Origin of the sequence: Neorhizobium sp. S3-V5DH (assembly GCF_004343065.1) — a bacterium.
Lineage (GTDB): Bacteria > Pseudomonadota > Alphaproteobacteria > Rhizobiales > Rhizobiaceae > Neorhizobium > Neorhizobium huautlense.
Genome location: NZ_SMCL01000029.1, coordinates 36,176 through 52,816 on the forward strand (window position 1 = coordinate 36,176; position 16,641 = coordinate 52,816).

The following is a 16,641-nucleotide window of genomic DNA, read 5'->3' on the forward strand; positions in this document are numbered from 1 at the left end:
AACCGAGATAGGCGTCGAATACCAGAGTTTACAGGTAGCTCGCCGCGAAATCTGTCGGATAGCTTTCGTCGATAATCCGACCATGGAAAATGAGCTCTGCACCAAGCCTGCCGATTTCATCCGAACTCTTGGCAGCAGCGCCGCATCCGCCGCTCAAGATCCCGATACAATCCGATTCCGTCATGGCGATCGCAGGATAGCCGGTCGGGGTAAAGGAGGTTACGCAAGCCGCCTTCGACGTGCGGGAAATATCGAGCGACGGCATCAGCCGGTGGATGACCTCGGTCAGATATCGGTGGGTGCTCTCGCGGCCGCCGGAACGAAACCAGGCGCGCACGTCCGGCTCGGTCGGCAACGGCAGATCATCCGGATCGCCGCCGATTTTCAAATAGACCTTGCCGTCGGGATAACGCACCGGCGGCAGAAGATAAATCCCGTCATCGGCCTCGTCCCATTTCCAGATCAGCGACGGAACGTTGCCCAGGGCATTCAGGGCTGCTTCATCGATCTCGTAGAAGGCAACGGTTCGAGCATAGACGTCCAGATGAAACCGCCGCGGCAGGAGATTCTCATTTATGGAAAATCCGCCGGCAGCGACAAGGACCTTTTCGCCTTGATAGGTATTGCCTTCGGCCGTCGTCACCGTCACCGCATCGCCGGCCTGCTGGATGGAGGAAACGGTTTCCGGAATGATTGCGGCGCCCTGCCGTTCCGCAAGTTCGGCCTGGGCTTTGACCAAGCGGCGCGGGTTCACATAGCCGGCGTTTTTCGGCTCCCAGACACCCTCGCTACCGGACGGAAAGGCAAAGAACGGAAAACGGTCGCCGAGATCGGCATCCCCGGATATTTCGGTAGTAACACCAAGCTTTCCCGCAGCATCAAGGACCTTGGCGACATAGGACAGACCGCTAGTGCGGGCGGGTCCCACAATCAAACATCCGCACTCCGAATAGAAGTCGATCCCGCTCTCCGCCGAAATTTCCCTGTACCGGGCAATGGAGCGGTTGGCGAGGCGCGCCCAGACCGGATCGCGATCGATCGTCCTGGTAATGCGCGCCTCGTCGTAGTGGCTGGCGAAGACGCCCTCATGGCGCCCATAGTCCGCCGGCTCACCCGGACCGATCAGCGCGACGCCATCGGTCCATTTCGAGAGGTAACGGGCAGCCGCAGCGCCCATCATGCCCTTCCCGACAACTATGTATTTAAACCGCCCCGACATGCTCTGCCCTTTGATTCCTTCGACTGAAATGCCTGTTCCTGAAGGCACTTCTAGCCGTTTCCGGAATCAAAATACCAGAGGTGTTGTCGTCCGGATGACGTTCGATGCGAAATCGAATTCCGCAGTATCGGCTATCTGCGGCTGGCCGGTCGGCTGCTTGGTAGCGTCGATGACGGCGAGCACTTTATCGCAATAGCGCTTGGAGACCGGGTTCATGCGCTTGGCAGCGTGGCCTGCATTGTATTTCAGGATCGTGCCGCAGATCCTGCCGCCGCCGCGCTCATGCGCTCCGGCAAGGTATTTCATTCCATAGCGAATGTTCGTCTCAGGGTCGTAAAGACCGTAGCTCGGCCCCTCGTATCCCATCAACCTGGCCGTTGCAGGTTTGATTTGCATGAGGCCGATCTCGCCGGCCCTGCCCTTTACGGTTGGACGGAAATTGCTTTCGATCTGCACGACGGCATTGGCCAGTTCAACCGGAACACCATACTCGCCGGCATATTTCTCAATTATCTTGGAATAGTGGAGCTGTCTGACTATCCGCTTTGCCACGTCGGTAGGTGCAGCAAAGCCCGTCTCGCGCGTTTCCCAAGGAACAATGAGCGGTTTGGTGTAGACGGTAACCTTCTCGGCGTCTTCAGCGCGCACGAATTCGCTTCCCGCGACGACCATGGCCAGGCCCGCCGCGGCTATAACAGCCAGTTTTTTCATTCAGTTAGATTCTCTCCGGACTAATAGGCTCGCCGGCGTCAATACGCAGACACCCTCACCGCGTCGCCGGATAGACGGCGCGGTGCTTCACGATGACCTATCGTTTATCTCTGCAACCCCCGTCCAACATGGTGGCTGCGTTAACCTGTCCTTTAGAAAGACCTAATGAGGAGATGATGTGGCAGCGCAATATTTTTGCTGAAACGCGCCCATTGCGCCCCAACCACCGCGACTAACAGCGGCGGTATTTCGGCAATGCGGCCAGCAGCCGATGCAGGGTGTCGATTGTTGAAAAATCAGCGATGCCGTCAACGAGCTGAGGTCTGAAATGTCGCTGAAAGGCCTCAACGACGCCTTTTGTCCGATCACAAAAGCCTCCCGTAGTTTCAATGGCATACCCATAGAGAGAGAGCATGGATTGAAGAGCTTCGACGGGTTGGCCGCTCTCTCCGTACTGAAAGAAGCGCCCTCCGCTGATTTGCGTTGGGTTTATCCAGTGCCCCACCCCGTCAAGATGCAATCTTTCCCAGGGGAAATTTTCGCCCGGGTCGACCTTGCGGATCGGCGCTACGTCCGAGTGGCCAAGCACCCTTTCGGGCGGAATTTTCCATCTTTTGCCACAATTGAGACACAAATCGGCGACCGACTTGATCTGTGCATCCGGAAAATCGGGAAGCCCGCCGGGATGTCCGGGATTTGCGATCTCTATTCCGATCGAACAGGAATTGATGTCGCTTTCGCCGGCCCAGGAGCTCTTTCCGGCGTGCCAGGCGCGTCGCCCTTCCGGCACGAGCTGGACGATCCGCCCGTCTTCATGGACGAAATAATGGCTGGAAACCTGGCTCTCCTCATTGCAGAGCCAGGAGAGCGCCTGATCGGCGCTGGGCATGCCCGTGTAGTGCAGAATGATCATGTCGGGCTTGCGCCCGTTTGCACGATCGCCCTGATTGGGAGAAGGGTTCACCGAGGCGCCGGGATAATCGGCGGCAAAAACCGTCATGCAGCGCGGCGCTCTTTCGAAATCGCTGCGTAAGCCGCATTCAAGGCAGCCATCCGCTCGTTGGCCGCAGCATGGAGGGCGACAGGAACGCCCCGCGCGATAAGCCGATCCGGATGATGTTCGGAAACCAGCAGTCGATATTGCTTGCGGATCTCGGAGAAATCGTCCTCCGGTGAAACCCCGAGAACAAGGTAAGGATCCGCTCCATCGAGATGCACGTGACGCGCCATGATGCGGCGGAAATGCGCCTCGTCGATTTGGAATATCTCGGCGATGCGCCCGAGGAAGACCAATTCGTCTTCGTGCACGAGGCCGTCTGCCTTGGCGATGTGGAAGAGGCCGTCGACCACGTTCTCCAGCATTGGGCAATTCTTTGCGACACCGGAACTGCAGAGACCGGCGAGCTTCAGCGCATAGGCTTCGTAACCGGCAACGTCCTGGCGCGCCAGATTATAAAGCCGCGCTACGTTCCGCGCCTCTTCATCCGGAAAATCGAAGATCTGCTGAAAAGCCCTCACCTCGGCCTCGGTCACGATCCCGTCGGCCTTGGCCATCTTGGCAGACAGAGCAATGATGGCCACCGAGAAGGAAACCTGTCGGCGGGTTTCCGGATCGCCCTCGAAGACCGTCCGGACGGCCTCCACCATACGGCCCAGCGCGCTGCCGGCCGCGTCGCCGATGGCGCCGAGGAGCCGTTCCCAGAGGGAGGAGATTTGGAAGCAGGCGAAATCGAATATCATGACCCCAATGGACCAGATTATCCCAATGATTGCAAGGCAGCGGACGGTCCATCTCAGATTAAACTATGTTCATGTTTTCCGAACAATCACTGCCGTTCACAGCGGCATTACCAAGTCTGCGAGACCAATCGACCGGATCGTCAGCCGGTGATCCCAAGAGCCATTTCATGACCCCGTGATCGGGCTGCAACGGCATCGCGGGTACGGATGCTGCGGACTTTCTCCATGTTTTGCTTTTCCACAGCCAACCCCCGCGAGGGTTCTCTCAGTTGAAACGATTATATCGCCGCTTGCCGTCATATTCAGCCGAAAGGCCGGATTTTCTTGAGAAATTCACTTTACAGGTGACCATCTCTGTCGCATCCATTCGAGCGGTTTTGAACTGAACGCGAGTGTACGCGTCAAGGAGGATCGATGGCCAAACAGAAAGTAGCGATGCTGACCGCCGGAGGCCTTGCGCCCTGCCTCTCGTCTGCCGTGGGCGGACTGATCGAGCGTTATAACGATATCGCGCCGGAGATCGAGATGATTGCCTACCGCTCCGGATACCAGGGCGTACTCCTGGGCGACCGCATCGGCATCACGGCCGATATGCGGGAGAAGGCGCATCTGTTGCATCGCTATGGCGGCTCGCCAATCGGCAACAGCCGCGTCAAGCTGACAAACGCCGCCGACTGCGTGAAGCGCGGCCTCGTCAAGGAAGGAGAAAATCCTCTCAGGGTCGCCGCCGAGCGCCTTGCCTCCGATGGCATCACCATCCTGCACACCATCGGCGGGGACGATACCAACACCACCGCAGCAGACCTCGCCGCCTATCTCGGTGCGAACGGCTATAATCTGACGGTGGTCGGGTTGCCGAAGACGGTCGACAACGACGTCGTGCCGATCCGACAATCGCTCGGCGCCTGGACGGCCGCGGAGGTGGGGGCGCATTTCTTTGACCACGTCTCGAACGAACAGAGCGCCGCTCCTCGCACACTTGTGATCCACGAAGTGATGGGGCGTCATTGCGGCTGGCTTACCGCCGCCACTGCACGGGCCTATATCCAGAAGACCAAGGACAATGAATATGTCGAAGGCCTGATGATGAACTCGGAGTTGAAAAACATCGATGGCATCTATCTTCCTGAAATGGCCTTTGACATCGACAAGGAAGCCGCCCGGCTGAAGGACGTGATGGACAAACGCGGTTTCGTGACCCTTTTCGTTTCTGAAGGAGCCTGTTTGGACGCGATCGTCGCCGAGCGGGAAGCCGCCGGCGAGACGGTCAAGCGTGACGCCTTCGGTCACGTGAAGATCGACACGATCAATGTCGGCAACTGGTTTCAGAAGCAGTTCGCAGCACTTCTTGGCGCCGACCGCTCCATGGTGCAGAAATCCGGTTATTTTGCACGTTCGGCCGCTGCCAACGCCGCTGATTTGATGCTGATCAAAGGCATGGTCGATCTGGCGGTAGAAAGTGCCCTGAACAAGGTCTCGGGCGTGACCGGTCATGACGAAGACCAGAACGGAAAACTGCGGACGATCGAATTCCCGAGAATCAAGGGTGGAAAACATTTCGATCTGACGGCAAAATGGTTCGGCGAAGTGATGGACCATATCGGTCAACCCTTCGAAGCTGCTTGATACAAGACGATTGACGAGCGCCTGGGGGCGTTCGGGAGGAAGTGGAATGACGGCTGATATCTGGCTCGCTTTTGCCGCGACCGCGATTTTTTTCGTCCTTCTCCCGAGCCCTCTTGCTTGTCTTACTGCCAGCTTCTCTCTCCAGCGTGGCCGCCGTACCGCGGTCGCCACCCTGCCCGGCCTGGCGCTTGGGTTGACGACGGCCCTGCTGCTGGCGAGCGTGCCGGTCGCAATTGCGGCTCTTTATGCCCCGCGGCTGATGGAAACGATTTCCTGGATCGGCCTTGGCTATCTGATGCTCTATATATTGTGGTCCTATCAGGATCCGAAAATCACCGGCCCCATGGCCGACAACGACAACCTGCCGGAATGTCGTCGCGCGCGGATTTTCGGCTGCCTCTTCGGTCAATCCGCATTCACTCTTCGCTACGCGCTCGTGCTTGCCGCCATACTTGCGCAGTTCATCGATCTCCAAACTCCAATTTTGCTTCAGCTTCTTGAAATGCAGGCAATCTTTCTCGTCTGCATGATAATCGGTGGCGCCGTCCACGTGCTGCTGCCGCGCCGCGTTCTCGGCCGGAAACGCAATGCTGCAAACCTCAACCAAGCCTCACGCAAGCCCCAGACGCGATTCATATCGCGACGTGCGGTCACGGCCGGTTATCGCCGGATTGCGGCCTAGGCCTCACCGTCTTGTCGGACGCTGCCCAATAGGTTAATGAAACCACATATTCGGTAGCGGTTCGGCGGGCTGGGGTAACCAAATTCATGAAAGAAACCCAATGGCGATAATCCGATTTCTCGGCCGTGGAACGGCCGTGGCCTGCGCCATGTCTTCGGTTCTCGCTTCCTGTTCGAGTGTTGAACGGGAACCCAAACTTGCCGCGACTCAGAGCCAATTCCCGACAAATACTGCTGTAGCCGGTGCGGTTCAGACTGCGTCCGCGGATGGGCAGTTGGCTGTCCAGTACAAGTCGGATCTGCCGGTCGGTCAGCAGGCACAGGCCGCGGGTGCACAGCCGGCGGTCGCTCTCGCCAAGACGTCGCGGCTTCCGGTTCCTGTTCCGATGGCCGCAGAAGCGGCCTCGGTCCAGACGGTAGCGATGGCATCTGCAACCATGGCGCCGTTCGTTGCCTTGGCACCCGCCCCGAGCGCCGCGACGGCGTTGATACCTGGCAAGACCACCTCGACCCTTGTGGCAGCAGCATCGCCCGCCGCCCCGACCGTTCCCGCAACCTCGACGATCCTCGCATCCAGCAAGGGCGGACGGCTGGCCGTACCGGCCGTAGCTCCCGCCGTTTCAGAAGGCAGGATCCAGCCGGCAGCAGCCCAGGCGATTGCATTGGACGAGCCCGAACTGACACCGGATATGGTGGCGCTGCAATCGGTCGTACCCACGCCGCGACCGGACACGTCGACACTTGCCTATGCCGCTCCACCGAAGGCCGTCGCCGCACTTTCGGCGATGGAATTTCCCCCGGCACCCGGCGACCCCCTGCCAACCACCGCAGCTGCGGCACCTGCGGATTTGAGCAAGCTCATCAAGCGTTATGCGGGACTGTACGGCGTGCCGGAATCGCTGGTGCACCGCGTCGTACATCGGGAAAGCAAATACGACCCCAAGGCCTATCACAAAAACGGCTATTGGGGTCTCATGCAGATCAAATATTCGACTGCCAAGTCCATGGGTTATGAAGGACCCGCTTCGGGTCTGCTCGACGCTGAAACAAACCTGAAATACGCGATCAAATATCTGCGCGGTGCCTGGCTCGTAGCCGACAACAAGAACGATAATGCCATCAAGCTCTACGCGCGCGGCTATTATTATGATGCCAAGCGCAAGGACATGCTGCACGTGCTTGAGAAGTAACGGCAATTGGCGGCTCCTTAGGGCGCCGCCGTCACCTTTATGATCTCCGCAACAAGCATCGACGGATCATAGCGCTCCGGCGTCAGGCCAAGCCGCACGACCACAAGGTCGAGCGATGGAATGACGATGACGTTCTGTCCGTCATGGCCGTCCAGGATGAATGTATCGGCGGGCAGACCCTTACCGGCGACCGGCAGCCAGGTCTGCATCCTGGAATAGCGGCCGTTCGAGGTCCGGTTCGGCTGGCGCATCGCTTCGACGAAGCCTTCCGGCAGGATCCTGTTACCGTTCCAGACGCCGTCCCGCACCAGCAGCAGTCCCAATCGCGCCCAGTCCCACGCAGTCGCATACATGTAGGAGCTGCCGACGAAAGTACCGGTGGCATCGACCTCCAATACCGCGCTTGCCATTCCCAACGGTTCGAATAGCGCCTTTCGCGGATAGGCAAGCGCCGCTTTCTCTTCCAGCCGGCTCATCCATATCCGGGAAAGCAGCACACCTGTGCCGGAGGAATAGTTGAAGCGGGTGCCCGGATCGGCCTCAGCCGGCTGATCCGCGGCAAAATTTGCCATATCGCTCTCAAGATAGAGCATCCGGGTCACGTCCGCGACCGTGCCGTAGTTCTCGTTGAACGCCAGGCCGCTCTCCATCGCCAGAAGGTCGCCGAGGCTGATGTCGGCACGCTGATCGTTTTGCCATTGCGGTAAGAGCCTTTTATCGTCCGCCGACAGCCGGCCGTCCCGCATCATCGTGCCGATGATTGCCGCAGTGACCGTCTTGGTCATAGACCACCCCAGAAGCGGCGTGTCCTTCGAAAACCCGGCAGAATAGGTCTCTCCTACGATACGCCCCCCCTTCACGACAACCACCGCCCGCATACCGGCTCCAATGAGATCATCGCGTGAAAGAAAAGGCGCAATTGCCGGATGGGATTCAATTTTTCCGCCCTCCGGCCAAAGGACAGTCTCATCGACGGGCGTCCGAATAGCCGATGCCGTTTCCACCCGCGGCAATGTTTCCCCATTCGGAGTGACAGTACACCCTAAGCCATCGCGATGGACGGCATCATTGCCGGCAAAAATGCCGAGCAGCGCGGCATGGACACGTCTTTCGGTCCGATCGACGGACACGTGCATCAGCTTGAGCAGCGGATGGCCCGGCGCCTGGACGTCGACCGCAAGCACCACGTCAGCGTCCCGCCCGGCGATGAAGACGTTCGAGCAGACGATCTTGGCGGCATAGCCGCTTCCGACCCTCAGCAGTTCCGGCGGCATAACGTAAAGCCAGCCCGCAACTCCGGCGACACTGACCAGGACGACACCAAAACAAATCTTCGCAATCCTGATCAACAATCGCTTGGTCCCTCATCTTTTGCGCATGCATGCAATCAGGATTCTCGCCCCCAAGGAAGCAGTTTTGTTGGCGCAGGGCCCGTTCTGGATGTTCAGCACAGGCCGCGTCATCAATCTGTTGCACGATCGGGCTACACGCCCTGCAACTCTGGACTAGGCGGGACTCGATTATGGCAGATATTGCTCAGGAAGCCGGTTTTCGGAAAAACAAGAAGCTCAAGGATGCGCTCCTGCAGCACAAGGCACTTTCTCGACAGGGTTTTTCAGAGAGGCTTTTCGGGCTGCTGTTTTCCGGGCTGGTTTATCCGCAGATCTGGGAAGATCCGGATGTCGACATGACGGCTATGGAATTGGCCGAAGGGCACTCGATCGTTACAATCGGTTCCGGCGGCTGCAATATGCTCGCCTATCTGTCCCGCGCGCCGAGGAAGATCGACGTGGTAGACCTTAATCCACATCACGTCGCTTTGAACCGCCTGAAACTGGCCGCCTTCCGCCATTTGCCGGGCCACGGCGATGTAGTACGCCACTTCGGAATGGACGGCGTTCGCTCCAACAGCACGAGCTACGACAAATTCGTCGCCCCGCATCTCGACACCGCCACACGCGCCTATTGGGAGAAGCGGTCCCTGTCGGGCCGACGCCGCATCGGCGTCTTCAATCGCAACATCTACAGAACTGGCCTGCTCGGCCGCTTCATCGGCGCCGGCCATCTGATCGCCCGCTTGCACGGAACCGACCTTACCGAAATGGCGAATGCCCGCTCCCTGCGCGAGCAGCGGCAGTTCTTCGACCAAAAGATCGCTCCTCTGTTCGAAAAACCCCTAATCCGCTGGATCACCAGCCGCAAGAGTTCGCTTTTCGGTCTCGGTATCCCGCCGCAGCAATATGACGAGCTCGCAAGTCTTGCCGCCGATGGATCGATCGCGCCGGTGCTGCGCCAGCGACTCGAAAAGCTTGCCTGCCATTTCCCGTTGCGCGACAACTACTTTGCCTGGCAAGCCTTCGTACGCCGCTACCCAAAGGCGGAAGAGGGTACGCTGCCGACTTATCTGAAGGCGGAAAACTTTCAGATGATCCGCAAGAATGCCGATCGCGTCACGGTCCACCACGCGAGCTTTACCGAGCTTCTGGCGCGCAAGCCCGCGGCTTCCGTGGACCGTTACGTCCTGCTCGACGCTCAGGACTGGATGACGGATCAGCAGCTCAATGATCTCTGGACGGAAATCACCCGCACGGCGGCTTCCGGAGCCCGCGTGATCTTCCGCACGGCGGCCGAAAAGACCGTGTTTCATGGCCGGCTGGCGGCTGCGCTACTGGACCAGTGGACCTATCTGGAAGATCGATCGGCCGAACTGAACCTCCAGGACCGGTCCGCAATCTATGGCGGCTTCCATATCTACGTGAAAAAAGCCTGATGGCGCAGCATATGACAAGCACGTCCCTTCCCGACGAGCATGCAGAGCGGATGGATCGGATGTACCGCTATCAGCGTCACATCTACGACGCCACGCGCAAATATTACCTCTTCGGTCGTGATCGGGCGGTAGAAGGACTGAACGTCCCGCCGGGAGCGACATTGCTGGAAGTCGGATGCGGAACGGGCCGCAATCTGTTGCTCGCTCACCGGCATTATCCGACTGCCAAACTCTATGGCTTGGACATCTCCGCAGCGATGCTCGAAAGCGCCCGAGCGAATTTTCGCGGCAGAGCCGCTGCACCGAACTTCCAGGTGGCGGACGCCACGAATTTCAAGGCGGAGGAGTTCGGCAGGACGGGCTTTGACCGGATCCTGATTTCCTATGCGCTTTCGATGATCCCGAACTGGGAAGGTGCAGTCGATGCGGCCTTGGCCGCGCTTGCCCCGAACGGCTCGCTGCATATCGTCGATTTCGGCCAGCAGGAACGCTTGCCCGGCTGGTTCGGACGGCTGCTGAAGGCTTGGCTGACGCGCTTCCACGTCACGCCTCGTGCGAACCTGCACGGTGTACTGGAAAGCAGGCTTGCCGCAGCAGACGCCGACATGATCTTCGAAGAGATCGGCTGGGGTTATGCGTGGCACGCGGTGATCCGCCGCCGCGGCTGATATCCGATCGCTGCGCATGCGGCTGGCAGCCCTCTTGCCATAACCGATTTTTTACGACGTTATGACGACATCGCGTTTACGCCTCCTCGTTGCAGATTCGTGAGGCGAGAGGCTTTAGTCGGCATCAACACGGGACTTCCATGCCTCGGCTCCTTTTGACGTTTCTTGCGACAGTCATGCTCGCAGCCGCCGGCTGCACATCGACCGATTACGATCTGGTGGAGACCTCGTCGGTCAAGCAGATGAGGTTCAAGGATAACGATCCGCAGGATTTCGGCAGATATCATCCCGGCCGCCACGAAATCCATGGCATCGACCTTTCCAAATGGAACGACGGGGATATCGATTGGGCTCAGGTGAAGGGCTCCGGAGTCGCATTCGCCTTCATCAAGGCGACCGAAGGAAAAGATCGGGTCGACGCCGCATTCGAACGGCATTGGCGCAACGCCGCCGCATTCGGTATTCCGCACGCGCCTTACCACTTCTATTATTTCTGCTCGACTCCGGAGGAGCAGGCCGATTGGTTCATCGCCAATGTGCCGAGGCAGTCGACGAAGCTGCCGCCGGTGCTCGACGTGGAATGGAACCACGCCTCGCCGACCTGCAAGCTGAAGCCTGACCCTGCCACCGTGCGCGACGTTATGAAGCGCTTCATGGATCGTATCGAACGGCATTACGGCAAGCGTCCGATCATCTACACCTCCGTCGACTTCCACCGGGACAACCTGGTTGGAGCCTTCAACGATTATCATTTTTGGGTGCGGTCGGTCGCAGCACATCCCGGTGAAATTTATGCCGGTCGCCGCTGGGCCTTCTGGCAATACACCTCAACGGGCATCGTGCCGGGCATCCAAGGTCAGACGGATATCAACGTATTTTCCGGCACCGCGAAGAGCTGGAACAACTGGGTCGCATCCGTCAGCAAGTAAACCTCGACCTGCCGGCACTCCGACATCTGGCAATATGTGAGCAGTTGCGGTAGAACCTGCCCCGACGCCGCTGCCGCCATTTCCGTCACGATTTTGTCCACATGCGGCGGTGCTTATTCACATTGGGAACGCCGAATGTCCGCTGTTTTTGTCCGCCGCCTCTTGCTCGCATCCGTTGTCGCCGGCTGCCTTGCCTCCACCGCCCTTGCTCAGACGCCGGCCCCCACGTGCGGAGGTGATCTCTCCACCTTCCTTCAGGGCGTGAAGGCCGAAGCGATCGCCAAGGGTATCCCTGCCGATGCCGCCGATCGAGCTCTCGCCGACGCGCAGATCGACCAGAAAGTACTGTCCCGCGATCGCGCCCAGGGTGTCTTCCGCCAAACCTTCCTCGATTTTTCCCAACGCACCGTCAGTCAGGCGCGGCTCGATATCGGCCGCCAGAAGCTGAAGCAATATGCCGATGTCTTCGCCCGCGCCGAGCTGGAATTCGGCGTGGCTCCGGGCGTCATTGCCGCCTTCTGGGCCATGGAAACGGATTTCGGAGCGGTTCAGGGCGACTTCAACACCCGCAACGCTCTGGTGACCCTCTCCCATGATTGCCGGCGCCCGGAACTCTTCCGTCCGCAGCTTATCGCACTCATCGAGATGGTGCAGCACGGAGACCTGGATCCCGCGACCAATACCGGTGCTTGGGCGGGTGAGATCGGCCAGGTTCAGATGCTGCCTGAGGACATCATCGCGTTTGGCGTCGATGGCGATGGCGATGGCCATGTCAACGTGAAGAACAGCGCCGCCGATGCGATCCTGACTGCCGCCAAATTCATCCAGAGCCTTGGTTTCAAGGCAGGCCAGCCGTGGGTTCAGGAAGTAACGCTGGCTGAGAACCTGCCCTGGGGGAAATCGGGCCTCGGCAACGAGATTCCCGCTGGCGAATGGTTCAAGATGGGTGTCACACCGCGCGACGGCAATACGAGCTTCGGCGATCTGCCGGCGGCTCTTGTCCTGCCGCAGGGACGAAAGGGGCCAGCCTTACTCACCTATCCCAATTTCCGCATTTATCTCGAGTGGAACCAGTCCTTCATATACACGACATCGGCGGCCTACTTCGCCACCCGCCTGTCCGGCGCTCCGCCCTATCTGAAGGGAACGCCTGAACCCGGCCTCGATGATTCCGGTATGAAGGCATTGCAGGCGAAGTTGCAATCGCTCGGCCACGATGTCGGAAAGGTCGACGGCATCTTGGGTTCCGGCACCCGCATGGCGGTTCAGAAGGAACAGGCCCGCTTGGGACTGCCGGCAGACGGGTGGCCGACCCAGGGGCTGCTTTCGGCACTCTAAGGCCTGCAATCCCACTGCTCAAGATTCGGGTGGCGGTCGGCTCGTCCTGGCTATATTCCTGCTTCCGATGTGAAGGAAAATTCCATGACGACCGCCACCGTTTCGAAGCCCAATGCAGTTGTCTGGGCGCTTCTTCTGCTGCTGGGCTTGATCTGGGGCGGCTCGTTCTTTTTTGCGCGCATTGCCGTGCTGGAAGTGCCGCCCTTCACTTTGGTCTTCCTGCGTCTATTCCTGGCAGCGCTTGCGCTCCACATCTATCTCCACGGCCGATTTGGCCTCTATCAGTCCTTGGCCGCTCACTGGCGCTCCTTCGTGGTCATGGGCTTCGTCAACAATGCCCTGCCCCATACGCTGATCTTCTTCGGCCAGACCGAGATCGGGGCAGGCCTTGCGTCGATCCTCAATGCAACGACACCGATCTGGACAGTCCTGATTGCCAATCGTTGGACGCCGGACGAAAAACTGACGGCAGGCAAAATCGCCGGCTGTCTCGCCGGCCTCGCCGGCACGGTTGTTCTGATCGGGCCGAGCATCACAACAGCGGCATCTGCTCCGCTCTGGGCTCTGGTTCTGCCGGTGGCCGCAGCAATGTCCTATGGGGTAGCCGGAACCTACGGCAAACGTTTCCGCAGCCTTCCCGCTCCGGTTTCCGCCACCGGCCAACTGACTGCCTCGACACTGATGATGCTGCCCGTTTCAATACTCCTTGACCAGCCTTGGACATTGCCGGCGCCTTCCATGCAGGCTGTGGCGGCGATCCTGGCGCTGGCACTGATCTCGACGGCGTTTGCCTATATGCTTTTCTTCCGTATCCTGGCTACGGCAGGCGCCACCAATGCATCGCTGGTGACGCTCATTGTGCCTCCAAGCGCCATTCTGCTGGGCGCCTTGTTTCTCGGCGAGCGGCTGGAGGCGCCGGACATCGCCGGCATGCTGCTGATCGGGTTCGGCCTCGTCCTGCTCGACGGACGGCTTCTTCGCTACTGCAGCAAATGGCTTCGCAAAGTGTCAAAAAGAAGCGCAGCTCTCACGGAATATGACGCTCAGTAACACTCATACACCACTTTTTAAGGGTGCGACAATTAAGATTAACAACAAATTTATTGAGCAAATTCAGCAATATGACAGATTTAAGGTCGTGAAGCGAGGTTCGGGCAGCGGCGGTGCAGCATAGAATCTGCTTTCCAATCGACACAAAACCGACATAGACTTTAACGGTCAACGCAAGGAGGCAGACATGGGACGTACATACTCTCTGAATGTCCTGGTAGTCGGTGTAGCGTTCGTGTTCGTGGCATCTATGCTGTTCATCTGAACGCTACAGATCCCACTACCCGGTCATAATTTTGCATCCATGACCGTTTGATATCAGCACTTCAATTAGAACGCATGCTCCTCTCGTAGAAGCATGCGTTTTTCATTCAGGCCGCGACAGTGCGAGGACTGGCAATCTGCCGGCGGCCGAGCCGCTCCAGCACGGCCGAAACGAGCGGCGCGCGGTTCATGGTATAGATGTGGAACTCGTGGATGCCGCGACGGCTCAGATCTTCCATCTGTTCTGCGGCAACGTCAGCCGCCACCTTGGCGCGATCCTCCGGCTTCTCATCAAGCCCTTCGAACCGGGCATCGAGGAAAGCTGGCACAGAGGCGCCGCAACGACGGGCGAAACGCTTGAGCTGGGTAAGGTTCTGGATCGGCATGATGCCCGGTACTACGGGGATGGAAACGCCCGCCCCCTGCACCTTTTCCAGATACCGTTCGAAAATGTCGTTATCGAAGAAGAATTGGCTGAGGGCCCGCGAGGCGCCCGCATCCGCCTTGGCTTTCAGGGCCTCGATATCCGCCGCGAGATCAGCGCTCTCCGGGTGCTTTTCCGGATAAGCCGACACCGACACGTCGAAATCCCCATATTCCATTAGAGCCCGCACCAGATCTGCCGTCTGTGCATACCCCTCGGGATGGGGAAGGTAAGCGGTTCCGATGCCGGTTGCCGGATCGCCCCGAAGAGCAACGATGCGGCGAACTCCGGCGGCCCGATATGCTTCGATGACCGAGCGCGTTTCCTCGCGCGAAGCATCCACGCAGGTCAGATGCGCCGCTGTCGGAAGTCTCGCCTCGCCGATCATCCGTGTTACCGCTGCAAGCGTCGGCTCCTTCGTCGAACCGCCTGCGCCATAGGTCATGGACACGAATTCCGGCGCCCAACCCGCAAGCTGCTCCACGGCTTCCCACAGCTGGGCCTCCATCTCGTCCGACTTCGGCGGAAAGAATTCGAAAGAAACGCTGAAGGGTTCGCGATTGGCAGTCATGGTCAGTTCCCTTATGAGGCGTTTTGGGTTTCTGCGGGTGCGTGGGAAGCGATCAACAGCCTGCGGTCTCGTGCGAGCCAGACTGTCGCCGTAAGTGCGCCTTCCTTGCCGGAGCCGAGATCGATCGCCTCCTCCACTTCGAGCCACACCTTGTCCAGCCACTCGGCCATGACCTGGTGAGAGAAACCAAGCCGGATATGCGCATGATCCTCGCGCAGATAGTCAAGCTTGTGGGGCGCCAGATCGACGATGATGATCCGGCCGCCGGGGCGCAGCACCCTGGCAGCCTCCGCGATGGCCAGTTCCGGCTGATCGAGGAAGTGCAGCACCTGATGGATCGTGATCAGATCGAAGTCCTGGCCTTCCAACGGCAGGTTCAGGATGTCGCCGTGCCGGACGGAGGCCTTGGTGATGCCGGCCTTGTCGAGATTGGCGCGTGCCACAGCGAGCATGTCACGGCTTGCGTCGATGCCGACAGCTCGGCGATAAAAATCGGACAGAAGCTGCAATATCCAGCCCGTACCCGTCCCAAGATCGAGCAGCGCATCGATTGGCGTCTTGCCGATGAGCTTCAGCAGTGCCGCTTCGACCGCTGCATCACTCACATGCAGTCGCCGCAGTTCGTCCCATTCCGACGCGTTGCGGCTGAAATAAGCCTGCGCCCGTTCGGCCCTCAGGCGCTTGACTGCCAAAAGCCGCTCGCTGTCGCGCAACAGGACCGGATCCTCCTCCGAAGCGGCAGCCAGCAGCGTACGGACCAGAGCGGCGGCCTTGCCTTCCTGTCTCAGACGAAAATAAGCCCAGGCTCCCTCCTGATAGCGGTCGATCAGCGACTCTTCGGTGAGGAGCTTGAGGTGCCGCGAAATCCGCGGCTGCGATTGCCCGAGGATATCCGTGAGATCGGTGACCGTAAGATCGCCCTCTGCCAGTAGTGCGAGCAGGCGGAAGCGAGTGGGCTCGCCTGCCGTTTTGAGCACATCTACCAATGTATCGAGCGCGAGACCCATCGAAGCAGCATCCCATCCAATCAACATATAAAGATATGTTTATGTGATTTTCTGGCTCGACGCAAGCGAGAAACGCGTCCCATCGCCTCCACTGCAAAAAGAAAGGCGGCCGACAGGCCGCCTGTTCCAGAAAAACACAATGGAGGCGTTCTGCTGCGTCGACTGACGCCAGGTGGTTGACGACCATGTTGGGTCAAGCCTACCAGGAGCTCCTGCGCTGCATCCCGATGGCGCTCATATGGGCCGTCACGCTCTGGACAAACTACTCAATGCGGCAATTCCCCACCCGTATCGCTGACCAGCTTAACGGCCTCCGCGATGGTGACGCCGAATTGAGATAGGAGTATTTTTTGCCGCTCCAATCGGGATAGGGGGGAGCCTATTGGCTCCGCCCCTCCCACACCACCCGGCATGCGGGTCCGCACCGGGCGGTTGGAGCAGTTGAGGTCGTCA

General features: G+C 59.3%; 16 protein-coding genes. 8 read left to right on the forward strand and 8 right to left on the reverse strand.

Annotated elements, in window-relative coordinates; all coding sequences use genetic code 11:
• Positions 1 to 28: 28 nt before the first annotated feature.
• The 4 genes from EDE09_RS25620 to EDE09_RS25635 all read right to left on the reverse strand — a co-directional run bounded on the left by EDE09_RS25620 (position 29) and on the right by EDE09_RS25635 (position 3,670).
• Positions 29 to 1,219, reverse strand: coding sequence for an FAD-dependent oxidoreductase (locus EDE09_RS25620; RefSeq protein ID WP_112798464.1), 1,191 nt, complete (start codon positions 1,217 to 1,219; stop codon positions 29 to 31).
• 66 nt (positions 1,220 to 1,285) lie between these two features.
• A complete protein-coding gene (locus tag EDE09_RS25625) occupies positions 1,286 to 1,930 on the reverse strand; it encodes a transglycosylase SLT domain-containing protein (RefSeq protein ID WP_112798466.1) in 645 nt (214 codons plus the stop codon).
• A 232-nt stretch (positions 1,931 to 2,162) separates the two neighbouring features.
• Entirely contained in the window at positions 2,163 to 2,930 is a 768-nt protein-coding gene (locus tag EDE09_RS25630; RefSeq protein WP_112798468.1) for an N-acetylmuramoyl-L-alanine amidase, read from the reverse strand.
• On the reverse strand, positions 2,927 to 3,670 hold the full coding sequence (locus EDE09_RS25635; RefSeq protein ID WP_162712330.1) for a DnaJ family molecular chaperone: 744 nt from the start codon (positions 3,668 to 3,670) through the stop codon (positions 2,927 to 2,929). The genes EDE09_RS25630 and EDE09_RS25635 overlap by 4 nt, the downstream gene beginning before the upstream one ends.
• Before the next feature lie 414 nt (positions 3,671 to 4,084).
• Between EDE09_RS25635 and EDE09_RS25640 the strand changes: the two genes are divergently transcribed.
• From EDE09_RS25640 to EDE09_RS25650, 3 genes are all read left to right on the forward strand, one after another.
• A complete protein-coding gene (locus EDE09_RS25640; RefSeq protein WP_105370077.1) occupies positions 4,085 to 5,296 on the forward strand; it encodes a pyrophosphate--fructose-6-phosphate 1-phosphotransferase in 1,212 nt (403 codons plus the stop codon).
• Between the two features lie 46 nt (positions 5,297 to 5,342).
• Positions 5,343 to 5,978, forward strand: a complete 636-nt coding sequence (locus EDE09_RS25645; RefSeq protein WP_105370078.1) for a hypothetical protein — start codon at positions 5,343 to 5,345, stop codon at positions 5,976 to 5,978.
• 274 nt (positions 5,979 to 6,252) lie between these two features.
• A complete protein-coding gene (locus EDE09_RS25650) occupies positions 6,253 to 7,167 on the forward strand; it encodes a lytic transglycosylase domain-containing protein (RefSeq protein ID WP_245505235.1) in 915 nt (304 codons plus the stop codon).
• 17 nt (positions 7,168 to 7,184) lie between these two features.
• Here EDE09_RS25650 and EDE09_RS25655 read toward each other — a convergent pair whose 3' ends face one another.
• Positions 7,185 to 8,519, reverse strand: a complete 1,335-nt coding sequence (locus tag EDE09_RS25655; protein ID WP_245505236.1) for a serine hydrolase — start codon at positions 8,517 to 8,519, stop codon at positions 7,185 to 7,187.
• A 170-nt stretch (positions 8,520 to 8,689) separates the two neighbouring features.
• On the opposite strand from EDE09_RS25655, the gene EDE09_RS25660 reads away from it, so the two are divergent.
• The 5 genes from EDE09_RS25660 to EDE09_RS25680 all read left to right on the forward strand — a co-directional run bounded on the left by EDE09_RS25660 (position 8,690) and on the right by EDE09_RS25680 (position 13,922).
• Positions 8,690 to 9,937, forward strand: a complete 1,248-nt coding sequence (locus tag EDE09_RS25660) for a DUF3419 family protein (protein ID WP_112798470.1) — start codon at positions 8,690 to 8,692, stop codon at positions 9,935 to 9,937.
• The gene (locus tag EDE09_RS25665; RefSeq protein WP_112798472.1) at positions 9,937 to 10,605 is read left to right on the forward strand and encodes a class I SAM-dependent methyltransferase; all 669 of its coding nucleotides are present in this window, start codon (positions 9,937 to 9,939) and stop codon (positions 10,603 to 10,605) included. Before EDE09_RS25660 ends, EDE09_RS25665 begins: the two co-directional genes overlap by 1 nt.
• A gap of 140 nt (positions 10,606 to 10,745) precedes the next feature.
• Positions 10,746 to 11,534 carry a GH25 family lysozyme gene (locus EDE09_RS25670; protein WP_112798474.1) on the forward strand — a complete coding sequence of 263 codons (789 nt, stop codon included), beginning with the start codon at positions 10,746 to 10,748 and terminating at the stop codon, positions 11,532 to 11,534.
• Positions 11,535 to 11,669: 135 nt separating this feature from the next.
• Positions 11,670 to 12,872, forward strand: coding sequence for a lytic murein transglycosylase (locus EDE09_RS25675; RefSeq protein WP_132413224.1), 1,203 nt, complete (start codon positions 11,670 to 11,672; stop codon positions 12,870 to 12,872).
• An 84-nt stretch (positions 12,873 to 12,956) separates the two neighbouring features.
• Positions 12,957 to 13,922 carry a DMT family transporter gene (locus EDE09_RS25680; RefSeq protein WP_112798478.1) on the forward strand — a complete coding sequence of 322 codons (966 nt, stop codon included), beginning with the start codon at positions 12,957 to 12,959 and terminating at the stop codon, positions 13,920 to 13,922.
• Between the two features lie 371 nt (positions 13,923 to 14,293).
• On the opposite strand, the gene metF is transcribed toward EDE09_RS25680, so the two are convergent.
• The 3 genes from metF to EDE09_RS28490 all read right to left on the reverse strand — a co-directional run.
• Positions 14,294 to 15,181, reverse strand: a complete 888-nt coding sequence (metF, locus tag EDE09_RS25685) for a methylenetetrahydrofolate reductase [NAD(P)H] (protein ID WP_112798480.1) — start codon at positions 15,179 to 15,181, stop codon at positions 14,294 to 14,296.
• Positions 15,182 to 15,192: 11 nt separating this feature from the next.
• Positions 15,193 to 16,188 carry a metalloregulator ArsR/SmtB family transcription factor gene (locus EDE09_RS25690; RefSeq protein WP_112798546.1) on the reverse strand — a complete coding sequence of 332 codons (996 nt, stop codon included), beginning with the start codon at positions 16,186 to 16,188 and terminating at the stop codon, positions 15,193 to 15,195.
• A gap of 266 nt (positions 16,189 to 16,454) precedes the next feature.
• The coding region (locus tag EDE09_RS28490) for a hypothetical protein (protein ID WP_132413226.1) at positions 16,455 to 16,641 on the reverse strand (187 nt) is incomplete at its 5' end.

Excerpts from the sequence above, each read along its gene's own strand:
- EDE09_RS25620 (WP_112798464.1), bottom strand. The coding sequence starts at position 1,219 with ATGTCGGGGCGGTTTAAATACATAGTTGTCGGGAAGGGCATGATGGGC.
- EDE09_RS25625 (WP_112798466.1), bottom strand. The coding sequence starts at position 1,930 with ATGAAAAAACTGGCTGTTATAGCCGCGGCGGGCCTGGCCATGGTCGTC.
- EDE09_RS25630 (WP_112798468.1), bottom strand. The coding sequence starts at position 2,930 with ATGACGGTTTTTGCCGCCGATTATCCCGGCGCCTCGGTGAACCCTTCT.
- EDE09_RS25635 (WP_162712330.1), bottom strand. The coding sequence starts at position 3,670 with ATGATATTCGATTTCGCCTGCTTCCAAATCTCCTCCCTCTGGGAACGG.
- EDE09_RS25640 (WP_105370077.1), top strand. The coding sequence starts at position 4,085 with ATGGCCAAACAGAAAGTAGCGATGCTGACCGCCGGAGGCCTTGCGCCC.
- EDE09_RS25645 (WP_105370078.1), top strand. The coding sequence starts at position 5,343 with ATGACGGCTGATATCTGGCTCGCTTTTGCCGCGACCGCGATTTTTTTC.
- EDE09_RS25660 (WP_112798470.1), top strand. The coding sequence starts at position 8,690 with ATGGCAGATATTGCTCAGGAAGCCGGTTTTCGGAAAAACAAGAAGCTC.
- EDE09_RS25665 (WP_112798472.1), top strand. The coding sequence starts at position 9,937 with ATGGCGCAGCATATGACAAGCACGTCCCTTCCCGACGAGCATGCAGAG.
- EDE09_RS25670 (WP_112798474.1), top strand. The coding sequence starts at position 10,746 with ATGCCTCGGCTCCTTTTGACGTTTCTTGCGACAGTCATGCTCGCAGCC.
- EDE09_RS25675 (WP_132413224.1), top strand. The coding sequence starts at position 11,670 with ATGTCCGCTGTTTTTGTCCGCCGCCTCTTGCTCGCATCCGTTGTCGCC.
- EDE09_RS25680 (WP_112798478.1), top strand. The coding sequence starts at position 12,957 with ATGACGACCGCCACCGTTTCGAAGCCCAATGCAGTTGTCTGGGCGCTT.
- metF (WP_112798480.1), bottom strand. The coding sequence starts at position 15,181 with ATGACTGCCAATCGCGAACCCTTCAGCGTTTCTTTCGAATTCTTTCCG.
- EDE09_RS25690 (WP_112798546.1), bottom strand. The coding sequence starts at position 16,188 with ATGGGTCTCGCGCTCGATACATTGGTAGATGTGCTCAAAACGGCAGGC.